This window comes from Aquirufa salirivi, assembly GCF_045310485.1.
GTDB lineage: Bacteria > Bacteroidota > Bacteroidia > Cytophagales > Spirosomataceae > Aquirufa > Aquirufa salirivi.
On sequence record NZ_JBEWZH010000009.1, the window covers coordinates 106581 to 128488 of the forward strand.

Here is a 21908-nt window from a genome sequence, read left to right on the forward strand (position 1 = left end):
AAATCTGGCAACTTCGTTTCCTCAGTCAACCTTTAAAATAACCAAAGTCACCGTGAAGTACACTTACTATTTAGCCGTAAATGTAATCATCCAATTGATACCAAACTGATCGGTTAAGGTACCATAATAGGCGCCCCAGAACATATCTTGAATGGGCATGGAGATGGCTGCTCCTTCCGACAAGCCATCAAAAATTCGTTGAGCTTCTTCTTTACTTTCAGGCTCCACACAAATGTGCATGTTATTTCCAGCAGTTACTGTAAATCCCAACTCTGAAGGAGCATCACTAGCCATTAAAATATGATTATTTAGTAATGGCAGCTCAATATGCGAAATCATATTTTTAACAGCATCAGACATAGGAGGCAAATTACTTTCTGTTGCAATATCAGCAAATCGCTGAATTCCATTCACAAACTCCGTTTTAAAAATCGATTGATAAAACAGAAAAGCCTCTTCTGCATTTCCGGGGAAGTTGAGGTAGGTGCTGATTTTGGGCATGTGGTTATCTTTTAATACTTAATATTAAAAGATATAGAAGAAAATATTTTAATATTAACAAATAAAAATAGATTTCGTTTCAAAAGAAATAATCCAATTTTTAAAAAGTTATTGAAAGTTTATAATACATTTATCATATGTACAAAGAATTAATTTAATAGATGTTTATCCTTATTAAAATACAAGAGTCAATAATTATTGAAGACATGTATTCAAATGAGTATTTGTATTTTAACTCTTTGGAAACGTTTAAAAAAAGTATTGATTCCGACCAATCTGGTAGAAATGACCCTCTTGAATTAGTTGTTAATTTGGAACAATTAAAATCTTTGTCAATAAAAACAAATAATAAAACTATTCTTTCAGATAAAAATTCTAAAAATTTTAGTGGTCAATATATTACTCATCTTGAAAAATCTAAAATAAACTGTTGTTGTCTCTATTGGACGGAATTAGAAGTAGGTAAGAAAGCCCCTACATTTAATGAGAGACTTTTACAAATGGGTGACAAAATGCTTATAATTTATGACTGCCAAAAGTTTTTTGAAATTTTAGACGAAAATTTAGAAAAACTAAACTATCAATATTCAAGAAAAAAAGTATCATATTTTGACCGAAAATCTTACAATGGAGAATTAACACTTCACCAGAAAGATAATGATTTCAGCTACCAAAATGAGTATAGAATTCTATTTAAACAACCAAATGACAAAGCCATTAAAATATACATACCAGGCTTGAGAAATATTAGCACAATAATTAATTCGAAAGATTATGATAATCTTAAAATCCAAATACAGTAATAGAATTTAGATAAAAAGTGATTAAATAGATTTTCTTGATTTTGTATTAATTTATCAAAGATATGTTACGACATTCATTTGAACAGTTTTAAAAAATTGCTGGGTTATTTCAGCTTCCTTATTGTAATCAATGCTGCACTGCTCGTATATATCCGTAATTTTAAGATAAAAGCGTCTTTCACTCGCTCGGATTTCTCTGATCCGATCTAAGAGTTCATCAAAATAATCTTTTCCAAAGCGTTTACCTTGTTTCAGACGTTCATCGTCTAATACAAAACCTTTTATAATGAACTCTTTAAGGGTTTTGGTAGCCCAAATGCGGAATTGGGTTGCATTGATGGAATTGACCCTGTATCCTACAGCAATTATGGCATCTAAGCTGTAATAGGAAGTTTTGTAGTTTTTCCCATCGGGAGCAGTTGTTTCCAAAATGGAAATAACTGAATTTTCATCTAACTCGTTGGTTTCAAATATATTAGTTAAATGTTTACTAATGGCTGGTACTTTGACACCAAATAATTCCGACATCGCTTTTTGTGTAAGCCAAAAGGTTTCGTTATTAAAAACAACTTCAATATTCACATGACCTGTTGGGGTAGTGTAAAAAATGATATCGCTACTTTGCATTTTCTCTGGCATAATAATTTGAATCCTAAGACTAATCTGCAAGTATTAAAATTTGTGTAGATATACCAAACAGCGGTAATATTAATTATGAAATCACTTTCCAATACAAAACTTCCCAAAGATGTTTTTCAAAAGGTCGTCGTTGGATATGGCTCCTGTGATCTCGCCTAAATGATGTAGGGCGTAACGTAGGTCTTGAGCAATTAAATCTCCCGTTAAATTGATTTTCAAAGCGTTCAAAACCTCTTCCAAGGTTTCCTGTGTCTGTTTTAATTTTTCGTAATGTCGTAAATTGGTTACCATAGTTCCTGAGTTGGACACCTGATTTAATCCGACCACCTCCAATAACAATTGCTCAAAATCGGCTAAACCTTGACCAAATTTGGCCGAAATGGCAACAGTAGGAAAACCTATTGCTTCCCAATCTGTAATGGCTGGCTGGTTCTCATCGACTTTGTTCAATACCAAAATCAGCGGAATATCTAATTCGGCCATTTCCGACAATGCAGCTTGAATATCCATAGGATTATTCTCACTCACATCGACCACATATAAAATCACTTGAGCCTTCTTTACCCAAGCTTGCGTTCGTTGAACTCCCTGCGCTTCGATAACATCCGTAGTATCACGCAGTCCTGCTGTATCCACCAAGCGGAATCGAATACCCCCCAATACCCACTCATCTTCTAAACTATCTCGGGTAGTGCCCGCAATATCAGACACTATGGCTCTCTCCTCTTTCAATAAGGCATTTAACAGCGTGGATTTTCCTGCATTGGGTTTCCCTACTATCACGGTAGCCACGCCATTTTTAATGGCATTTCCTGCCTTAAAACTAGCCACCAAGGGTCTCACTTTATCCAAGAGCTTATTGACTAAATCTTCTAAATCTTGTCGATCCGCAAATTCTACATCTTCCTCTCCAAAATCCAACTCCAGTTCGATCAAAGAAGCAAAATGAATTAATTCCTCTCGTAAGGCGGCCAATTCCTGAGAAAAACCTCCACGCAATTGGTGTAAAGCAGCAGAAGTAGCCGCTGCTGAATCGGCTGCAATAACATCTGCTACCGCTTCGGCTTGAGCTAAATCAAAGGCTCCATTCAAAAAGGCCCTTTGTGTAAACTCACCTGCCCGGGCCAATCTAGCCCCTTTCTCTACAAATAATTGGATGATACTTTCTTGAATAAAAGGCGACCCATGACAAGAAATCTCTATAACATCCTCTTTTGTATAGGACTTAGGGCCCTTGTATAAACTAATGACCACCTCATCATACACGCGTCTACCCGACTCAATACGTCCATAGTGCAAGGTATGTGGGGCTTGTTTGGATAAATCTTTGTTTGGGAATACCTCATTGACCCAAGCTATGGCCTTGTCGCCCGACAAGCGGATGACACCAATAGCTCCTACACCCAAAGGTGTCGCTAGGGCAATAATTGTATCCTTAAAATCCATTATAACAAGTTTTGTAATTTCATGGCTACTGACATATCACCAGAAATTTTGATTTTTCCAGTCATTACGGCCATCATCGGGTTTAAGTCGCCCGACATTACTTTACTAAAATTTTCTACCGTAGCGGAGATAGTACAATCTGCCTCTTCATTTTCATTCGTTACCGTTCCATCGTTTTTAACGACAATGATTCCTTCTGGGAAGGCAAATTTAAATGATACACCTAAGCCGCCTTTTTGTGCAGCCATGGTAGCAATACGATCGTTGATGTCTTGAAATGTCATATTATTTTTCTAAATGTGTCAATGAAATAGCAAATTTAAGGCATTTATTTCCTTAAAGAAATTTTACATTAGACCTCTCGGTGACAAATCCCCTTGAAGTCACAATATTGGCAATCTTCCAAATTAGCCGTTTTCTCAAAAGGCTCTGAGGGGTCTATTAGTCTGTGAACCCAATGGGCAATCAATTGTTCAGATTCTTTTAAAAAATCTACTAAGGGTTGATTCTCCCTAAATTCAATATTCTCCGTCAATACCGTGGCGGATAAATTCCGAAAAGATATAATGCCTGGTTGAATCTTTGCTGAAGGAGTATGGATATTTTTTAAATAATCCACTCGCTCTTCTTGAGGTTTAGATAACTCTTTCCCTAGTAAAAACTTATATAGCCATAATTGAAAAAGCTTTTCCTTGATATCCTCGGAGGTTAATTCTGACATTAAGTCTTCTCCAATTTTCAAATCCTTTTGCTCTACTTTCCCCGTTTTATAATCAATAATCCGAAGGGTATTTGCCCCTAAACGATCTAATCGGTCAACGCGACCTTTGATTTTCACTGGCCAAATTTCTCCATCAATTGGTATACCAACTTGAGTTTCTAAACTTCCTTCGACTTCTAAAAGTTCAATGGGCTCATTTACCCATTGAGGAGATGCCATTAAATAATTTTCTAATATCGTTTTGGCTACTTCTTTTAACACATAATTAAAACCTTTTTCCAGCTCAAATACCCCTTTCTCTTTTTCAATTTCTCGAATGGCTCGATTCAAATAATCATCCAAATGAAAAATTTTATCATTCCAATCGACTAACTCCATTCTCCCAGCATGTTGCTCTTGAATTTCTGTATCGAGTAATTCCAACACTTTATGAATCCAAGTACCAAAAACATCGGCCCCCATGTCGTCATCACTTTGTTTATCATCCCGCAATCCTACAATTTGGGAGAAGTAATACTTCATGGAACAGGTCACCAACATGGATACCGAAGAAGCAGATAAACCTCTTTTCAAAAGAACCTCCTTGATCTTTTGTCGCATCTCCCCCGTTTTTTCTATGCTCGTTACATGTTCTTCCTGCTTTTTGTCTGATTTGCCTAATTCCAAAATTGGTTCTTCTAAAACCAGCTTAGGATTCTTCTTTTTCCAATCAAATCGTATTTGCTTAATAAAACGACTCATTTCCTTGATACTCGATTTTTCGGAGGGATGTACATAACAGAGTATCACTTCTTGGGCCCTCTGCAACAAACGATAAAAGTGGTAGGAAGTAACCGCATCTGCTTGTGTAAAAGTGGGTAATGAGAAATACGACATATTGGCGATGTCGGTAGGAATCAAACTTTCTCGCTTTCTGGTTCCAGGCAATGAACCTTCATTCAAAGACAACACAATTACTCGATCAAAATCTAAGGTTCGCGTTTCCAATAGACCCATCACATGCAAGGTTCGCGAACTATGATCTGGCCCTTCAAAAGTCAATTTTTGTTGCTGTAATAATTGCATCAACAAAATTTTTCCACTGGCATAAGATATTGAAAATCGATCAAATATAGCTTTTTCTAACGTTTCACAAACATCAAAAGCTTGCTGAACGGCTTGCGCTTGTTCATCCCATTCATTGCGAGGATAAGCCAGCATAATCTGATGGATAAAATTTTTGATATGCCCTAAAATTTCTGGAAATTCAGCTTCAACCTGCACCAAAACGTGATTCAATAATGGAATATTCATTTCCTTAATCGAATCGAATGACACATAAAGGCTATCGCTAGCAAGCTTTGAAACAAATAATTGTTGGACATCTTTGTGTTGATGTTTTGACCAATACTGGGCATAAAGTTGAACTAAGGGATGTTGCCATAACTTCATCAAATGGGAAGTGGGATATCGTCCATCAGTACCTCTTTTGGTCAAGTCCCACCAAAGGTTAATCAATGAAAATATTTGTGTCTTTTTGATGGAAAAACCCATCGTGATGTTCAAACGATCTTTAAATTCACCAATATACTGAGTCACTTGATCCAAAAGCGATTCATCCCCCAGCACCAAGGCTACTTGCTCTTGATCCCCATAGGTATATGCCCATTTTCTGATAGCTTCTATAGCCACATAAACTTGAGCTGATGGATTGGCCAAACCTATGATTTGAACTTTTTTAGGATCTTCGAGTAAATGCTTTTCCATCCAAAGGAAAGGACCTCTCGATAAATAATCTTGCGAGGCAGGGTGAGAATAATTTCTTAACCAATTACCTGCTCGATGAAATTTATTTTTTACATAGTATTCATCCGCATCCCAAAGGGTTTCGGCCACTCCTTGTTTGAGTAGGGTCCTGATAATATCTTCTTCGGCTTTCGAAAGTGCATTAAAACCAACAAAATATATTTTTTTGAAGTTTTTGGCTAAGGGTATTCCTTTTTCTAAATTTTCTACCAAGTTACGGTAAGCCATTCCCCGGTAAACCAAACCTAAGGATTCTAATCTGCTTTTGAGTCGAATATATACCTCTAATAAATGCTCATAGAGCTTAAAATAGGCCTTGGTATTTTCGGTAATGAATTTTTCAGGATGCTCTTCTCCATATTCTTGTCCCCATCGTTCTAGGGATTTGGCTTCCGACAAAAAAGAAAATAATTGAACAGGGTCTACTAGATATAGATCTAGCAAATCAAAATCTTTCAACATCAATTGTCCCCAAGAAACAAATCGGTCAAAATCTACCTTGGTATCCACTTCCTTGAAGCAAGCAAAAGCTTCCATCAATAAAGTAATAGGATCTATAAGCTCAGAATTTGTCATTTGTAAGGCAAATTCCTCGATGGTCATCACTTTAGGGGAAATAAAAGGTCTTTCTCCCAATTGTGCTAATTGAGTTTTAAGGTAAAGTGTACCCCTTTGGGAAGGCATCACAATAGCGACTTCCCTCAGTTCATCAAAGCCATGTTGGGCTATGAGATGTTCGGCTGTTTTCCTTAAAAATGATTTCATACTGTCTTACAGATTTCCCTTTTTCATTTCTTTGACAGCATAATCCACGGCTCTGGCAGTAAAAGCCATGTAGGTTAAGGAAGGGTTTTGGGTAGAAGTAGAAGTCATACAAGCCCCGTCGGTTACAAATACGTTTTTTACCTGATGCATTTGATTCCATTTATTCAAAAGAGAAGTTTTAGCATCCGCACCCATGCGCACACCACCCATTTCATGAATATCTAAACCAGGTGCTTGTTTGGTATCTCGGTGATGAATATTGGTAAAGCCCGCTTTGGTATACATCTCTGTAAACTGATCAATGAAATCTTGTACCATTTTATCGTCATTGTCGTCATATGCCACATTCACATGCAAAATAGGCATGCCATTCTCATCCTTTTTCAATTTATCCAATGTGACTTTATTGGACTCTTTAGGTATCGTCTCTCCCATCATGTGCGAGCCAGCATACCACATTTGGTTTAGCTTAGGATTTAATAGAGAATTTTTCAAACTCTCTCCTAAACCTTCTCGATCAGTACCTGATCCTCTACCAGCATTCATACCAGCCGCATAGCCACGTAGAAAATTTGTTTCTTGTTTGTACAAATTACGGAAACGAGGGATATATCCTGAATTAGGTCGACCACCTTCTGTTTTAAAGTCCAAATAACCTTCATATTCGGCAGAAATTGATGCGCGATAATTATGAAAGGCAATGTGTGTACCCAATAAACCAGAATCATTACCAAGTCCATTCGGGAATCGATGTGAAGTAGAATTCAATAAAATTAAATTGGTATTTAGAGCCGCAGCGGTAACAAAGATCACTTTAGCATAATATTCCACCATTTCTTTGGTATATGCATCCACCACACGAACACCTACGGCCTTTTGTTTCTTTTCATCGTAAATGATGGAATGAACCACCGAATCAGGACGTAAAGTCATGTTACCCGTTTTGGCTGCCCAAGGTAATGTCGAAGCATTAGCTGAAAAATAGCCTCCATAAGGGCAGCCTCTTTGACATAAATTTCTACCTAAACATTGGGCTCTACCTTGCTGATAATGTATTTCCTGAGGCTGAGTTAAATGCGCACACCGACCAATAATCACATGGCGGTCATTGTATAGTCGTTTTATTTCCTTTTGAAAGTGTTTTTCTACACAAGTCAATTCATGTGGAGGTAAAAATTCTCCATCGGGAAGTGCATCTAAGCCATCTTTATTCCCCGATATACCTGCAAATTTCTCTACGTGGGAGTACCAAGGGTCTAATTCTTTATAGGTAATTGGCCAAGGTGTGGCAAAACCATCACGTGCAGGTCCATCAAAATCCAATTGAGACCATCGCTGTGTTTGTCTAGCCCACAAGAGGGATTTCCCTCCTACTTGATACCCACGAATCCAGTCGAATGGCTTGTCTTGTTCATATGGATGCTCCTTATCTTTTACAAAAAAATGTTTGGCATCCTCTTTGAAGGCATAACATTTAGATATAATTGGATTTTCTTTGATTTCCTCATCAGTCAAGCGACCACGATGGGGGAATTCCCAAGGAGACATTAAAGTTGTAGGATAGTCTTCATTGTGAGTCACCTTTCTTCCTCTTTCCAAAACAAGGGTTTTAATCCCTTTCTCACAAAATTCTTTGGCAGCCCATCCTCCTGCCATTCCTGATCCAATTACAATAGCACCATAGGTGCGCTTTTCGGCATTCGTTAAATAATTCATTGAAATAAAACTTATGATTTTTTGACAGGAGCACAGCCATTAAAAAAGCCTGGTGCCATAACATAATGATAGTATTTGACCATGATTTCTTCCGAAGAAGTATAGCCTTGAATAGTTAATCCCTTCAGGGTAGACATCGCTTTTTGTGCATCTGGGCCTAAATTTCCTTTGGACATGGTAAACAGGAATTGTTCCTTTTCTGCTTGATTAGCCTGTACCCATGGCTTTTTCAAATAGGATTCCAAAGAAGTTCTAAAACCATCCAATACCTTACGAAACGCCTCCTGAGCTGCTGGCTGATAGCAATCATCCAACATAGTTTTAACAAACAAAGGAACTCCTAAACTAACAGCTCCGGGGATTGTCGATTCGGGGATAATGATTCCAACCCAGTCACTTAGTAGTTGGTCTTGTTCTTTAGTCCACACCATGGGTTTCCATGATGAAGGAAAAACTGGTTTTATTTGGGCGGTAAGGTCATAAAAAGCCACGGATCCAAGGGTAGCTAAGGCCATTCCTTTTACCCATTCGCGGCGAGAAATTGTTGTCATTAGAAATAGAATTTAAACAGAGTAAATCTAATGAAAATTCGGGAGCTTGTTATGCTGAAAAGCTAGGTAAAAGGAAAATGAAATACACTAAGTTATACTCGGCTTAGTACGAGTTCGCTTCTTTCTCCAGTTTTTGGGATTGTTGATTGGATTCCTGAGGGTGGTTCTTTAGTCAAACAACAGCCATTTTACCCCATAACCAAAAACCCTTGACATAGCAGGATGAAGGTAAGCCGTATAATAATTGTTATTCAAAAGGCCATAATTGGCATGTGACATTTTGAAAAATAGACGAACCCGATTAATCCGCAAGGAAACATAAGGATCTATTTGGACAAAAGCCGGTATTTGATAATTATTCTGTAAATGGTACTGTTGCAAAGCAGGCTGATAAGCATCCGCATAATAGGCCGATTGATGATGAATATCTATTCCAAATTGAACATACAATAACTTCTTATATTGCACATCCAATGCCAAATTTGCATCAATCAATAAGTTGGGCATGCGGAGAACATCGGGCCCTGTTTGAGTATTGGCATACACCTTAGTAAACCAAGAAAATTTCCGCCATTGTCCACCCAAATCCACCGAAGTTCTAAAAACCCCAATACCCAATTTTGTTTGGGTTGGCGTTGCCAAGGAATCAAAATATACCCAATCTGAAATTCGCTGAATCGTGATGCCAGGTTTGAAATAAATAAACCTAGACTTCAAATTAATACCTCCAGAAATTTCATCCATAGAAATATTAGCAAAATCATTTTTCCACCGATAAGACGTATTGTAAACCCAGTTTTGAGCTACACTTGGACTATACGAAATTCGTTGGGCACTAACTTGGAAAATAGGAGATTGAAAACTAGCTTTTAATCGATAATCTGATCCTAACAAATATTCTCCTTCCGCAGTAAAATCTATATTCTGATTAAAGGACTGATTAATCCACAAACCAACATAATTCTCAAATCGGTCTAACTTACTCTCATTCATTGGATTATAAACAGACCAATATCGTTGCTTTAAATAAGTTCGGTAAACAAATTGTTTATAAATTCCCTTTAAACCTGTTTGGTGACTGTAGGACGACCATTGATTTTCATTGTACAATGAATCCTCAGTTGGAGCTTGAATGTACTGAATATAGGTGCGAGGATAAAATCCATCCGCTAATGATTGTTGGAATGCCTTATCTCTAAACTTCACCGTTCGATTTTCCACATCCAAGGATTGGAATAATTGTAAACCTTTCCAGCCTACATATTCATGGTAAACGTGAAACTTAATGAATTTGTCATTGGATTGAGATAATGAATTAGACAAAATAGCGGTGTTATCAATGTATTTCAACGCTTCATCAGCTGTCAAAGTCTTTGATAATTTCACTCCACCTTGGTCATTTGTACCCTGATCAAAATAATTAATATGCCCCAATAAGCGGTATTTCTTATTTTTTGATTGAAAATTAGTATGCAACATTAAACCCCATTGACCCAATAAACTCTGCTCACCCGATTTAAATGCGGCATCTGTCAAAACTTTGTCGGCCACCATACGCTGCAGAGCAATGCCTATATTCCAAAGGGAATCTACGTTTCTGGCAAAATTAAAATTCAAGCGAGTTTGGCCTCCCCCACCCAGGTTATATTCCACTTCGGAATAAGGCGATTTGGAATTAAAATACCGTACTTGATCCGACTGAAATGCGTATGGAGAATATACCGAATAGCCTAATTGGGTACCTAAGCTACCCGGAGATTGGAAAAATACATTCCGAACTGCTGTACCATCATTCCCTAAATTAGCTGTCAAAAAACCACTTTTCTCTTGAAATAAATACCGATGAAATAAACTAAGTGTGGTATCTACTCGTCGTTTTGTATCTCGAGAATTAACTACATCAGATTCATGAACATAATACATGGTATTAGGTCCATACACTTGCTTCGTTGAATCATCTAAAGCAGCTCGACCGTTTTTTTGAGGTCCTTTACTTTTACCTTGGTTATTTTGAGTCGCTGGATTAGGGAAGCCATTTCGATCATTTGGGTTTTGTGTACCGGGAAAACCAGAGGTCGTTCCAGGTGTCAAAACTTGAGCCCAAATCGAAAATGGAAGCAAAAAAGAAATAACAAAAAGTAAGGTTAACCGATGTTTCATCGCCGCAAAGGTAGCTTAAAATAAGGAAATTATCTTGACAAGCTTTGGTTCAATAAGCTCCAAAAATCAGCTTCCCCCTTCAAAAAATACATCTCCATAGGCAGATAGGCTATTTTTTTTGCTAAGGCAGGATACTCATGATATACAGATTGAAAGCGAACAAAATCCTTGTGTGTCGTGATAAATGCCTCTTCCTCCGCCATTTTGACTGCCTTTGTATTTAAATCCTGTAGTTCAGCTTGAGTAAAATGATGGTGGTCTGGATAAGATTGTGTGCTTTTCAAGGCTCCTAAATTTTTCACTTGTTCGAAAAACAACGAAGGATCAGCAATTCCTGCCAAAGCGTGCCATGAATGACAGCTAAGCTTATGTATACCTTGTGGTTTACCATATTGAATGGAAGCAAAAAAAACTGGTTTAGGGATTTCTGATTCAAAATAGTCTATTTGTAGCTGATCCAAAGTACTAGGACAACGAGTCACAATGACCACATCAGCCCTTTTTATACCCTCTCTCCATTCCCTTAAGCGCCCCATGGGCATCAAATGGTCTTTGAAATAAGGCTTATCAAAAGTGGTACAAATGATATTAAAATCCGCTTTCAAAGCTCGATGCTGAAATGCATCATCTAAAATGACAGTATCGATGTCAGGGAATTGTGCCGTCATCTGTTGAATACCTTCAACCCTACTTTCACAAACAGCCACGTGTAATTTAGGAAATGTAGTCTTGTAAGTTAGTGGTTCATCCCCAACTTCGCTAGCGCTTGAACCAGGCTCTACCCATCTAAATCCTTGGGTAATTCGGCCATAACCTCTACTTAAAATACCTAATGATTTACTCAAACCGGCATGCTGAATCAGATAAGCCACCATGGGACTTTTACCTGTTCCTCCCACTGCTAAGTTTCCAACAACAATGGTTTTGGGTTTGTTAAAATGATGAGATTTGAACCAGCCCCAATCATAAAATGCATTACGTAGGGAAATTACAATTCCATAAAGTAAGGCAGGAAACCAGGTGATTATTTTTTTCATATCAAGTTTAAAGCTAAAAAGAATCGTCGAGGCGGCAAAACAGCCAAGAAAATAATAACTTGCGACTATGTTTGATATCTCCGTTTCATACCAAAAACATTCCTTACAATTTCACTTTGAAGCAGGTACTTCACGTGGAATATTGACTGAGAAAAACTCGTATTTCATCCAGATCAAAAACAAGAAGAATCCAATACAAATAGGAATTGGTGAAGCTGGCCCCTTGAAAGGCCTGAGTCCAGAATTTGAAGATGAAGGATTAGCGGGGTTTGAAAAATACATCAAGAGTGCGAAATGGGAGTTATTTCCTGAAAATCTAGAAGAGATCCCTTTATTTATTTCTCATCTACCCTTAGGCTACCCCTCTTATAAATTTGCCATTGAAATGGCTGTTTATGACTATATCCAAGCTAAAAATGGGATATATTTCAATAATCCATTTAGTCATGGAATAAAGGCTATTCCCATCAATGGATTGATTTGGATGGGAAAACCTGATTTCATGGAAGATCAAATCGAACAAAAGTTAGCACAAGGATACACTTGCCTCAAATTAAAAATTGGTGCCATTGATTTTGATCAAGAACTCGCCATTTTAAAAAATCTCAGAAGTCAATTTCCCCAAGAGAAATTACTTATTCGAGTGGATGCCAATGGAGCCTTTAGTACCCAAGAAGCGGCACATAAATTAGAGCAATTGGCTAAATTGGATATTCACAGCATTGAACAACCCATTCGGGCGGGACTTTGGAAAGCCATGGCTGAATTATGCCAAGAGAATATTTTACCTATTGCTTTGGACGAGGAATTGATTGGATTAGAAAGTGAAGAGCAACAAAATCAATTATTAGATAAAATTCCAGCTGATTACCTCATCATTAAACCTAGTTTAGTAGGTGGCTTTTCTGCTAGCCATGATTGGATTCAAGCAGCAGAAAAACATGACATGGGTTGGTGGATAACATCAGCTTTGGAATCAAACATTGGTTTACAAGCCATAGCACAATTTACGGCAGAATATACTCCACAAATTCCTCAAGGATTAGGAACAGGTTCTTTGTATACCAATAATTTTGCTTCAGGTTTATCGATTCAAAGAGGAAATTTACATTTTAACCCAAATTTCGTTCGTGTCAATCCATTTCACGAAAATCATGTTTAGGAAATACATTTTAAGGCCTATCTTTACAAAAAATTAGAAAAATACTTCATGAATACCATTGACGCGGCAATGATTGCCATCTTAGAAAAACGCTTAGAACTCTCTAAATTGAACTATTCTGACGAAAGTTATGATGATGTAGAAGAAATTTTGCACGATTTAGAAGATGATTTTAATGAAAAATACGGTGATCAATTAGAAGAAATTCTGGAGAAAGTCCACCTTAAACATTGCCCAGAGTCTGACGTTCTTTTACCAACAGCTTACTTAGCCAAGAAATTTGTAGAAACCGAAGATGGTGGAATTGAAATAGGCAAAAAAGAAGGTGTGGAGGTTGAATGGATTGAAAATCCAGCCGTAGGTGCTAGATTGGTATTGCTGCCTTCTCCAACACGAATTCTTTTAATGACTCCTAAGGGTATCAGCGTTGTTTGGGAAAAAGCAATTTAGCATTTAGCTATCTCAAATCATATATTTGGATAACATTAAAAAGCCACTAGAATTAATTTCTAGTGGCTTTTTATATAGATACGATAGGAAGAAAATACTACACCCAATCGACTCCTTTTACCAACAATTTCTGCGTTTCTAGACCCAAAGGATAATCTGAATAATCGTGCATATAATCCCAACTAGCCAAAGGAGGCAAACTCATTAAAATGGATTCAGTTCTTCCATTCGTCTCAAGACCAAATTTGGTACCACGGTCATGGACTAAATTAAATTCCACATATCTTCCACGGCGGAGTAATTGAAATGCCTTTTCTGCTTCTCCGAATGGACGAATGGCATTTTCCTGCATCAAATGACTATAAATTGGAACAAATGCCTCACCTATTGCCTTCACAAACTCAAAATTGGCTAATTTTTCTTCCAAATTTTTGGCCTTGATATAATCAAAAAATATTCCCCCTATTCCCCGCGTTTCTTCTCGATGTGAATTAAAGAAATAATCATCTGCCCATGTTTTATATTTTGGGTAATACAACTTATCAAATCGATCACATACTGCCTTAATCTGTTCGTGAAACCATTTTGCTTGCTCAGGTATAATGATGTGCGGAGTCAAATCTATTCCACCACCAAACCAATGATCCCCATTGCTTAATTCAAAATACCGAACGTTCATGTGAATAATAGGAACCCAAGGATTAATAGGATGCATAACAATGGACACGCCAGAAGCAAAAAAATCGACTTCTTCTTTAATGTCTAAACTCTTCACCATTTTGGGATGCAAAGGTCCAAATACTGCCGAAAAATTAACACCCGCTTTTTCTAAGATATTTCCATTGATGATGACACGAGATCTCCCTCCTCCACCTTCTTTACGCTTCCAATTGTCTTCTTTAAATCGACTTCCGCCATCCACTGCCTCAATACCTCGACAGATTGAATCTTGCAAACCTTTGAAATAATCAGCTATGACTTCCTTGCGCATACTTATTGAGGAGATTGTTGATTGGTATCGGGGACTTCTGTTGGACTGCCTAACAACGAATTAAGTGAATCCAATTCCGAATCACTTACTTGAAGTGAATCAGGTAGGGTACTGTAAGAACTCTGGCAATTAAAATCTTTTTTAACTACCCGTTTATCCAGCTTATCAAATGGTACAGGTTTATACGTAGCCAATAATGGGTCATTGACCACTTTAATCATGAAACGTTTATAAATCGGTAAGGCTGTTTTAGAACCTTCGCCCAAGGCTCCCGTTCGAAAGTGAATAGACCGGTCGTCACCACCAACCCAAACACCTGAAATCAAATTATGGGTCATCCCTATAAACCAGCCATCTGAGTGATTGGAAGTAGTACCCGTTTTTGCAGCAAATGCAGGAGCATACCGATTATTGCTAGGCAATAAGACTTCTCCTTCATTCCAAAGCAAGGAACTTCCTGTTCCTCCTTCATATACTACGCCTTCTAACATAGAACGAACCAGTTGGGCCGACTCCTTTTTAATCACTCGGTAGGAAACTGGATCAAATCGTTGTAAAACCTTTCCGTTTTGATCTTTTATCTCTTGAACAATCATCGGTTCCACATGAATACCCTCATTAACAAAAGCCGAATAGGCTCCAATCATTTCATATAAAGACACATCAAATGAACCTAAACCTATGGAAGGAACTGCTTTTAAGGGGCTCTTAATTCCCATTTTCTGAGCATAATACATGACGGTATCAGCGCCCACTTCATTGGTCAAACGCGCCGTAATGGAGTTGATGGATTTTGCTAAAGCTCTTCGAATCGGCATGGCTGAATAGGAAAATGTACCATCGGCATTCGATGGACGCCAAATTTTCTTTTCTCCTTTTTCTTCAACTTCTAACTCAAATGGCTCATCAGTCATCATAAAACATGGCGATAAATCCTTAGGACCATCAATGGCAGCCGTGTAAACAAATGGTTTGAATGTTGAACCTGGTTGACGTCTCGACTGTTTGACGTGATCGTATTTAAAATACTTAAAATCTAATCCCCCTACCCACGCTTTAATATGTCCCGTATATGGATCTAAAGTCATCATGCCCGACTGTAAGAATCGCTTGTAATATTGTATGGAATCATATGCACTCATGGTCATTTGTTCCTCGCCTAAGGTCGTTCTCGAATAAACCCACATTTTCCGTTTCACATTTTTCATGTAATGCATGACAGAATCTGGATTCTTTGGATATTTATGCACCAAGGCCTTATAATATTCCGTACGTTTGGCGACTGTATCAATGAAACCTGGAATTTCTTTACCATGTTCATCTACCCAAGGATTTTGTCCAGTCCAATGATTATCAAAGGTCTTTTGAATGGAACGCATACCTGACTCGACGGCTTGTTCTGCATGTATCTGCATTCTTGAATCTATGGTGGTATAAATTTTTAAACCATCACGATACAAGTCGATTTCCATATCATTCGCTTTGGCCCATTCATTCAAATATTTGGCAATGGCTACTTTGAAATAATTACCTGTACCATCGTAAGGAGACTCCTCATTGGAATGCAACTCAATCGGCATTTTTGCTAAGGAATCATAGCTGTTTTTCTTTAAATATCCAGCTTTCACCATTTGGGCTAAAACCACATTGCGGCGCTTCCAAGCCCTGTTTTGCTCGAAGGGTTTACCTTCATACCTTTTAGGATTGTAGGTGGTTGTGGCTTTCTGAAGGCCTACTAAAATGGCTGCTTCTTGAACATTCAATGAATCTGGAGACGTGTTAAAATAAGTTTTGGATGCCACTTTGATACCATAGGCATTGTTTCCATAATCTACTGTATTTAAGTACCAAAGGATGATTTCATCTTTAGTATAAAATCGTTCTAGCTTAATAGCAGTAACCCATTCTTTGGATTTATAGATCAATTTACTCAGTCCTGGTACATAACCGAATAAACCCGTTTTAGTAAAACTCTTTTTAGTCCGAGTTTTGAATAAATTTTTAGCTAATTGTTGAGAAATAGTACTTCCTCCTCCACGATCACCTCCTTTTACTAACCCAACAGCTACACCAGCCCAAGCTTGAAAGTCAATACCCGTATGCTCATAAAAACGCGCATCTTCAGTGGCAACTAATGCCTGTACCAAATATGGGGAAAGCAATTTATAATCACGTATGGGGGTTCTATTTTCAGCAAAATACTTACCAAGCAAAACTCCATCAGCGGAATAAATTTCTGAAGCTTGGGACAATTTGGGATTTTGTAATTCATCGACACCCGGCATTTCACCAGTCAACCAAAAAATATTGGTTTCGATCACAAAAAGGTAAATGAGCACATATATGACCATTTTACCTGCCACCTTCCACATGGTCACGATGGGCTTGTAATAAGGTGAATTGCGATCTACATGCGCTTCATAATAAGCCTCAATCAAGCGCCATTTTGTTCGTAGAAAAAAACGGGTCATGGCCACTTGGCCGACTAACCAAGAATATTTTTTTTCACCCAGTACACGGGCAAATAAGGGCAATAAGAAAGCAGTTAAATGCTCCAATCCTGTCCAGAAAAGGCTTTTAAGCTGTTGAACGATTGCGCGAATTCGTTGTAGCATAAATGGATTGAATTATTCCGTTTCTAATTTTTCTAAGATACTCATTAAATCCGTAAAATCCCTAAAACCTGGCCTATCCTCTTGGCCTGCTGTGAGCCCAATACCTTGGATTGAACTTTGTTCCACCCATTCTTCTAAATCTTCCTCAGGTAGCTCCAATCCTAATATAACGGGATATTGAGCAGCCCAGGTTTCTATTTGAGCTTCCATTCCTTGTAAAGAATCTGGAGAATCCGCTACTAATAAAAAGTAATTCACATAGGGGGCAGCCGTTGCAAATAAAGCTGGTAAATTATCCGCATCTATGTTGACACGCATCATTTTAGGAATATCCAATTCCAATAAACGAGGTAATTGAGCACGAGAATCCACTTCGATCCAATCCGGAGCATAGTTTTGAACAATCTCTTTCATTTGGTCAGCAGAAAGACCAGAAAGTTCAGCTACGATTTCCACTCCACTTAACCAATTCCTAATTTCTTTGTATTTATTTAAGGGCATTTCATGTAAGGCAAATCCTAACCAATCAACCCCCATGCCGGCACAATAGCGAGCGTCTGAAAGGTTATCTATTGAGGAAACCTTAACGCGTGTTTTTAACATCATATTCTCTTCTAAAACAATTGGCAAAACTACGGTTTAGGACGTGAATTACAAATAAAATTGACTTATTGGAGAAATAAATCACTAAATTGCGGAAAATTTCTGCAGGCTTTGAACCTGAACTGAATATGAAAACAAAAGGACGCGTTCTCGTCGCTATGAGCGGCGGCATTGACAGCTCAGTCGCAGCTGTTTTATTACACGAACAAGGATATGAGGTAATTGGCATGACCATGAAAACATGGGACTATGCTAGTTCGGGAGGAACCAAAAAAGAAACAGGTTGCTGTTCCTTGGATTCCATCAACGATGCCCGACACATCGCTGTATCCTTGGGATTCCCACACTATATTTTGGACATTCGTGAAGAATTTGGGGATTCTGTCATCGATTATTTTACGCATGAATACATAGAGGGTCGTACGCCTAATCCATGCGTCATGTGCAATACCCACATTAAATGGGATGCACTTTTACGAAGAGCAGATCAATTGGGTTGTGATTTTATAGCTACGGGTCATTATGCCCAAATACGCCAAGAAAACGGCAGATACATCATTTCTAAAGGAGTGGATGCCCTAAAAGATCAAAGTTATGTGCTTTGGGGTGTTTCGCAAGATAGCCTTGCCAGAACCATTTTGCCTTTAGGACATTTAACCAAGCAACGCATCCGAGAAATGGCAACAGAGCGTGGATTTGTCGACTTAGTCAACAAGTCAGAAAGCTATGAAATCTGTTTTGTTCCTGATAATGATTACCGTGGTTTTCTAAAACGACGTTTACCTGAATTGGAAGAGGCTGTTCATGGTGGAAATTTCGTGGATCAAGCTGGAAAAATCATCGGTAAACATGAAGGCTATCCTTTTTACACCATTGGTCAAAGAAAAGGACTAGGTAAAGCCTTTGGGTTCCCAGCCTTTGTCACAGAAATACGGAAAGAGACGAATGAGGTGGTGATTGGTCATTTAGAGGATTTAAATAGAACAGGTATGTTTGTAGGTCAATTAAACCTGCAGAAATACGCAGAAATACCTGCAGGAGGATTAGAAACAATCACCAAAGTTCGCTACAAAGATCCAGGTACAGAGGCCAAAATTGTGCAGTTTCAAGGTAAAATCAAGGTCGAATTTCACGATGAAGTTTCAGGAATTGCTCCTGGGCAAGCAGCGGTATTTTATGAAGGCGATGATGTCATTGGTGGAGGATGGATTTTAAAATCGTTTCAAAAAGGAAGTGTATTTGAAAATATTCAATCTTTTGAAGTATGAAAAAAGTAAGTTTAATTGGATTTATAATTCTTCTATGCACACAAGTCCATTTTGCTCAATCAACAAAAAGCTATCCAAAAGCGGAGATTAGTTTTTTGGTCATGGGAGATTTTGGTCGACAAGGTGAATACAACCAAAAAGAAGTAGCCAAACAAATGGCTATAACTGGAACTGAAGCCGACATTGATTTCATCATTACCACGGGTGACAATATTTATCCCAAAGGCGTAGCAAGTCCATTAGATCCAGCTTGGAAAAGTAGTTTTGAAGATATTTACACTGGACATAGTCTGCACGTCAATTGGTATCCTGTATTAGGAAACCATGATTATGCGGGCAACCCACAAGCAGAAATAGACTATTCTCAAATCAGTCGAAGATGGAATATGCCTGCCCGATACTATTCTAAAAACTATAAATTATCAGATGGAAGCCAATTGTTGATTGCATTTTTAGATACATCTCCTTTTGAACTGGGGTATTATCAAGATGAAGACGAACCATTCAGAACCCATGTGGCTTCACAAGATACCATTGCACAAAAAAAATGGTTTACTGATTTAATGACTAGTTCCAAAGCCCAATGGAAAATTGCGGTAGGTCATCACCCATTGGTAACTTCGGGACCACGAATGGACAGGAAAAACCATGTAGCAAACTCATGGCAATCCTTATTGGAAAAGGTTGGAGTAGACTTTTATTTGGCTGGACATGAGCATCATTTGGAATACAATCAGCTTAGTCCAAAGTTGAATCACTTGATTTCAGGAGCAGGAAGTAAAATAACAGCATTGAAATCGACAGATAAAGCCAAATTTGCAAAATCCAGCAATGGATTTGTCGCATTTTTCATTCAACCAAAAGTCTTGGAATTCCAATTTATAGATGAAAAAGGAAATACTTTATTCAGCCAACAAATCAAAAAATAATACGAACATTCATTTGTGCCTGTTAAAATTTAATCAGAAAAATTAAATTTGAGCATCCAGGTTCGTAAATTACCATGACGAATGGGTATAGATTGAGCTCGTATTTTTAGATCACTTAAATTTTTTACCATTGAAATCAATACCAAAACTAGGTTTTAAAGAAGATCTCAAAATGGAAGGTTTTGAGAGCATTGATTTACAAGAGTTTTCTAAAAGAGATTGGTCTAGCTTAGGACCCAATACTCCTTTTTTGCCACATCGACTTGATTTTTTTGTTTTAATGGTGATCACAAAAGGCTCCGTTCGGCACAAGGTTGATTTAAAAGAATTCTTAGTTAATGAGAATGAATGTTTGATTATTTCTCCCAACCAAATCCATGCCCTAAATTCGGAGTCAGAATACCACGGATATTTCTTCCTCTTCACTAAAGAGTATTTATTACACTATTTTACTCCTAATACGTATTTTCATATTTCTCAATTATTTAACTACCATCTATTTAACCCTGTATATCAGTTAGATAAATGCATGATGGATTATGCGGGGAGGGTGGCATCAGAATACGTTTACAGCCCTTATGTGCTTAAAAATCAAATTATATCTTCCTTGTTCTCCATTATTCTATACAAATTAAATAATAGAAATTTACTCATTCAGTCTCATCAAAACTCGAAGCAAGGTTTTGATTTGTTTGAAAAGTTCAAAAACCTCATTGAAGAAGAATACCCTAATGGTAGGAATGTCAATGAATATGCGAACAAAATGAATATCTCTTACAAACACCTCAATGAGATTTCCAAGCGATTTACTAACAGAACAGCCAAAGAATTTTTAGATGATTATATTATACTTGAGATTAAAAGAAAATTAAGCTCTACTAGCCTTTCTGTAAAGGAAATCTGTTTTAATATTGGCTTTGATGAACCGACCAATTTCAATAAATATTTTAAGAAAGCGACAGGAATCACTCCACTAGAATTTAGAACAATCAATCAATAAGGTTTCATATTTACCACTAACTGCCACAAATTCACCTTTAGGTATCAAGCAATTTTATTGAATTTTGTTTTGTTGAAAATAAAACAAAAAGCTTATTTATAATTTTGACTATTCAAGATTCTATAAGAATATTATTTAATTCCGCCTTTTAATTACCAAATCCTGTGTTCGTATAATAAGGTGTAGACATTCTTTTGTTTACACCTTTCTTTTTGTCCTCATTTTCACTCATTTACCTTCCTCGAGCATTTCTTTAGGTACTTTTCTATTTCTTTCCATTTGAATAATTTCTACATCAAATATCCTGGATCCATCAATTTTTAGTTGTATGGCTGTCTGAATAGGATGAAAACCATGCTGACCTGCTGCACCTGGATTTATAAAGAGCATGTTATTTCTTTTGATATCTCGCTTGACTTGTAAAATATGAGAATGTCCACAAACGAAGATTTGGGGAATTCCTCTAGAAAAAGCCTCATAAGCATCTGGTTTGTAGGAAGATGGTGCTCCAGCAATATGCGTCATGGCAATATTGACTTCTTCGCAACGAAAACGCATAATTTTGGGGTACATGTTGCGGATCATTCTATCATCTATATTCCCATAAACGCCCGCTATTGGTTTTTTATAGGCAATTAATTGATCAGCCAACTGAACAGATCCCCAATCACCTGCATGCCATATCTGATCACAGGATTCTACATGAGGGAGCAACCTAGGATCTAAATAGGAATGTGTATCCGAAATGATCAATATTTTCTTCACC

At 37.5% G+C, this 21908-nt stretch carries 19 protein-coding genes; 6 read left to right on the plus strand and 13 right to left on the minus strand.

Annotation, left to right across the window (positions count from 1 at the left end):
- Window positions 1-66: 66 nt before the first annotated feature.
- Window positions 67-501 carry a VOC family protein gene (locus tag U0R11_RS12230; protein WP_406751955.1) on the minus strand — a complete coding sequence of 145 codons (435 nt, stop codon included), beginning with the start codon at window positions 499-501 and terminating at the stop codon, window positions 67-69.
- A gap of 161 nt (window positions 502-662) precedes the next feature.
- Here U0R11_RS12230 and U0R11_RS12235 point away from each other — a divergent pair, with 161 nt between their 5' ends.
- Window positions 663-1304 carry a hypothetical protein gene (locus U0R11_RS12235; RefSeq protein ID WP_406751956.1) on the plus strand — a complete coding sequence of 214 codons (642 nt, stop codon included), beginning with the start codon at window positions 663-665 and terminating at the stop codon, window positions 1302-1304.
- A gap of 54 nt (window positions 1305-1358) precedes the next feature.
- Here U0R11_RS12235 and rhuM read toward each other — a convergent pair whose 3' ends face one another.
- From rhuM to lpxK, 8 genes are all read right to left on the minus strand, one after another.
- Window positions 1359-1943: a RhuM family protein gene (gene rhuM / locus U0R11_RS12240; RefSeq protein WP_406751957.1), complete on the minus strand. Its 585-nt coding sequence runs from the start codon at window positions 1941-1943 to the stop codon at window positions 1359-1361.
- A gap of 81 nt (window positions 1944-2024) precedes the next feature.
- A complete protein-coding gene (gene mnmE / locus U0R11_RS12245; protein WP_406751958.1) occupies window positions 2025-3389 on the minus strand; it encodes a tRNA uridine-5-carboxymethylaminomethyl(34) synthesis GTPase MnmE in 1365 nt (454 codons plus the stop codon).
- A complete protein-coding gene (locus U0R11_RS12250; protein WP_109322748.1) occupies window positions 3389-3673 on the minus strand; it encodes an SCP2 sterol-binding domain-containing protein in 285 nt (94 codons plus the stop codon). The genes mnmE and U0R11_RS12250 overlap by 1 nt, the downstream gene beginning before the upstream one ends.
- 68 nt (window positions 3674-3741) lie before the next feature.
- A complete protein-coding gene (locus tag U0R11_RS12255) occupies window positions 3742-6660 on the minus strand; it encodes a PD-(D/E)XK nuclease family protein (RefSeq protein WP_406751959.1) in 2919 nt (972 codons plus the stop codon).
- 6 nt (window positions 6661-6666) lie between these two features.
- Complete coding sequence (locus U0R11_RS12260; RefSeq protein ID WP_406751960.1) at window positions 6667-8376, minus strand: GMC oxidoreductase; 1710 nt, start codon at window positions 8374-8376, stop codon at window positions 6667-6669.
- 11 nt (window positions 8377-8387) lie between these two features.
- Entirely contained in the window at window positions 8388-8927 is a 540-nt protein-coding gene (locus U0R11_RS12265) for a gluconate 2-dehydrogenase subunit 3 family protein (protein WP_406751961.1), read from the minus strand.
- Between the two features lie 168 nt (window positions 8928-9095).
- The gene (locus tag U0R11_RS12270; protein ID WP_406751962.1) at window positions 9096-11087 is read right to left on the minus strand and encodes a putative porin; all 1992 of its coding nucleotides are present in this window, start codon (window positions 11085-11087) and stop codon (window positions 9096-9098) included.
- A gap of 29 nt (window positions 11088-11116) precedes the next feature.
- Window positions 11117-12124 carry a tetraacyldisaccharide 4'-kinase gene (gene lpxK / locus U0R11_RS12275; protein WP_406751963.1) on the minus strand — a complete coding sequence of 336 codons (1008 nt, stop codon included), beginning with the start codon at window positions 12122-12124 and terminating at the stop codon, window positions 11117-11119.
- A 67-nt stretch (window positions 12125-12191) separates the two neighbouring features.
- Between lpxK and U0R11_RS12280 the strand changes: the two genes are divergently transcribed.
- Together U0R11_RS12280 and U0R11_RS12285 are read left to right on the plus strand one after the other, a co-directional pair.
- Window positions 12192-13286: an o-succinylbenzoate synthase gene (locus tag U0R11_RS12280; RefSeq protein WP_406751964.1), complete on the plus strand. Its 1095-nt coding sequence runs from the start codon at window positions 12192-12194 to the stop codon at window positions 13284-13286.
- 48 nt (window positions 13287-13334) lie between these two features.
- Window positions 13335-13736, plus strand: coding sequence for a hypothetical protein (locus U0R11_RS12285; protein WP_406751965.1), 402 nt, complete (start codon window positions 13335-13337; stop codon window positions 13734-13736).
- Window positions 13737-13833: 97 nt separating this feature from the next.
- Here U0R11_RS12285 and hemF read toward each other — a convergent pair whose 3' ends face one another.
- From hemF to U0R11_RS12300, 3 genes are read right to left on the minus strand one after another with little or no spacing between them, the layout of a single operon-like run.
- Window positions 13834-14727, minus strand: a complete 894-nt coding sequence (hemF, locus tag U0R11_RS12290) for an oxygen-dependent coproporphyrinogen oxidase (protein WP_406751966.1) — start codon at window positions 14725-14727, stop codon at window positions 13834-13836.
- 2 nt (window positions 14728-14729) lie between these two features.
- The gene (locus U0R11_RS12295; RefSeq protein ID WP_406751967.1) at window positions 14730-17342 is read right to left on the minus strand and encodes a transglycosylase domain-containing protein; all 2613 of its coding nucleotides are present in this window, start codon (window positions 17340-17342) and stop codon (window positions 14730-14732) included.
- Window positions 17343-17354: 12 nt separating this feature from the next.
- Window positions 17355-17945, minus strand: a complete 591-nt coding sequence (locus U0R11_RS12300) for an N-(5'-phosphoribosyl)anthranilate isomerase (protein WP_406751968.1) — start codon at window positions 17943-17945, stop codon at window positions 17355-17357.
- 128 nt (window positions 17946-18073) lie between these two features.
- On the opposite strand from U0R11_RS12300, the gene mnmA reads away from it, so the two are divergent.
- The 3 genes from mnmA to U0R11_RS12315 all read left to right on the plus strand — a co-directional run bounded on the left by mnmA (window position 18074) and on the right by U0R11_RS12315 (window position 21142).
- On the plus strand, window positions 18074-19213 hold the full coding sequence (gene mnmA / locus U0R11_RS12305; protein WP_406751969.1) for a tRNA 2-thiouridine(34) synthase MnmA: 1140 nt from the start codon (window positions 18074-18076) through the stop codon (window positions 19211-19213).
- Entirely contained in the window at window positions 19210-20142 is a 933-nt protein-coding gene (locus U0R11_RS12310; protein ID WP_406751970.1) for a metallophosphoesterase, read from the plus strand. The genes mnmA and U0R11_RS12310 overlap by 4 nt, the downstream gene beginning before the upstream one ends.
- A gap of 130 nt (window positions 20143-20272) precedes the next feature.
- A complete protein-coding gene (locus tag U0R11_RS12315) occupies window positions 20273-21142 on the plus strand; it encodes a helix-turn-helix domain-containing protein (protein ID WP_406751971.1) in 870 nt (289 codons plus the stop codon).
- A 228-nt stretch (window positions 21143-21370) separates the two neighbouring features.
- Here U0R11_RS12315 and U0R11_RS12320 read toward each other — a convergent pair whose 3' ends face one another.
- Window positions 21371-21907 (minus strand): metallophosphoesterase family protein, encoded by a 537-nt coding sequence (locus U0R11_RS12320; protein WP_406751972.1) that lies wholly within the window; start codon window positions 21905-21907, stop codon window positions 21371-21373.
- Window position 21908: the final 1 nt, after the last annotated feature.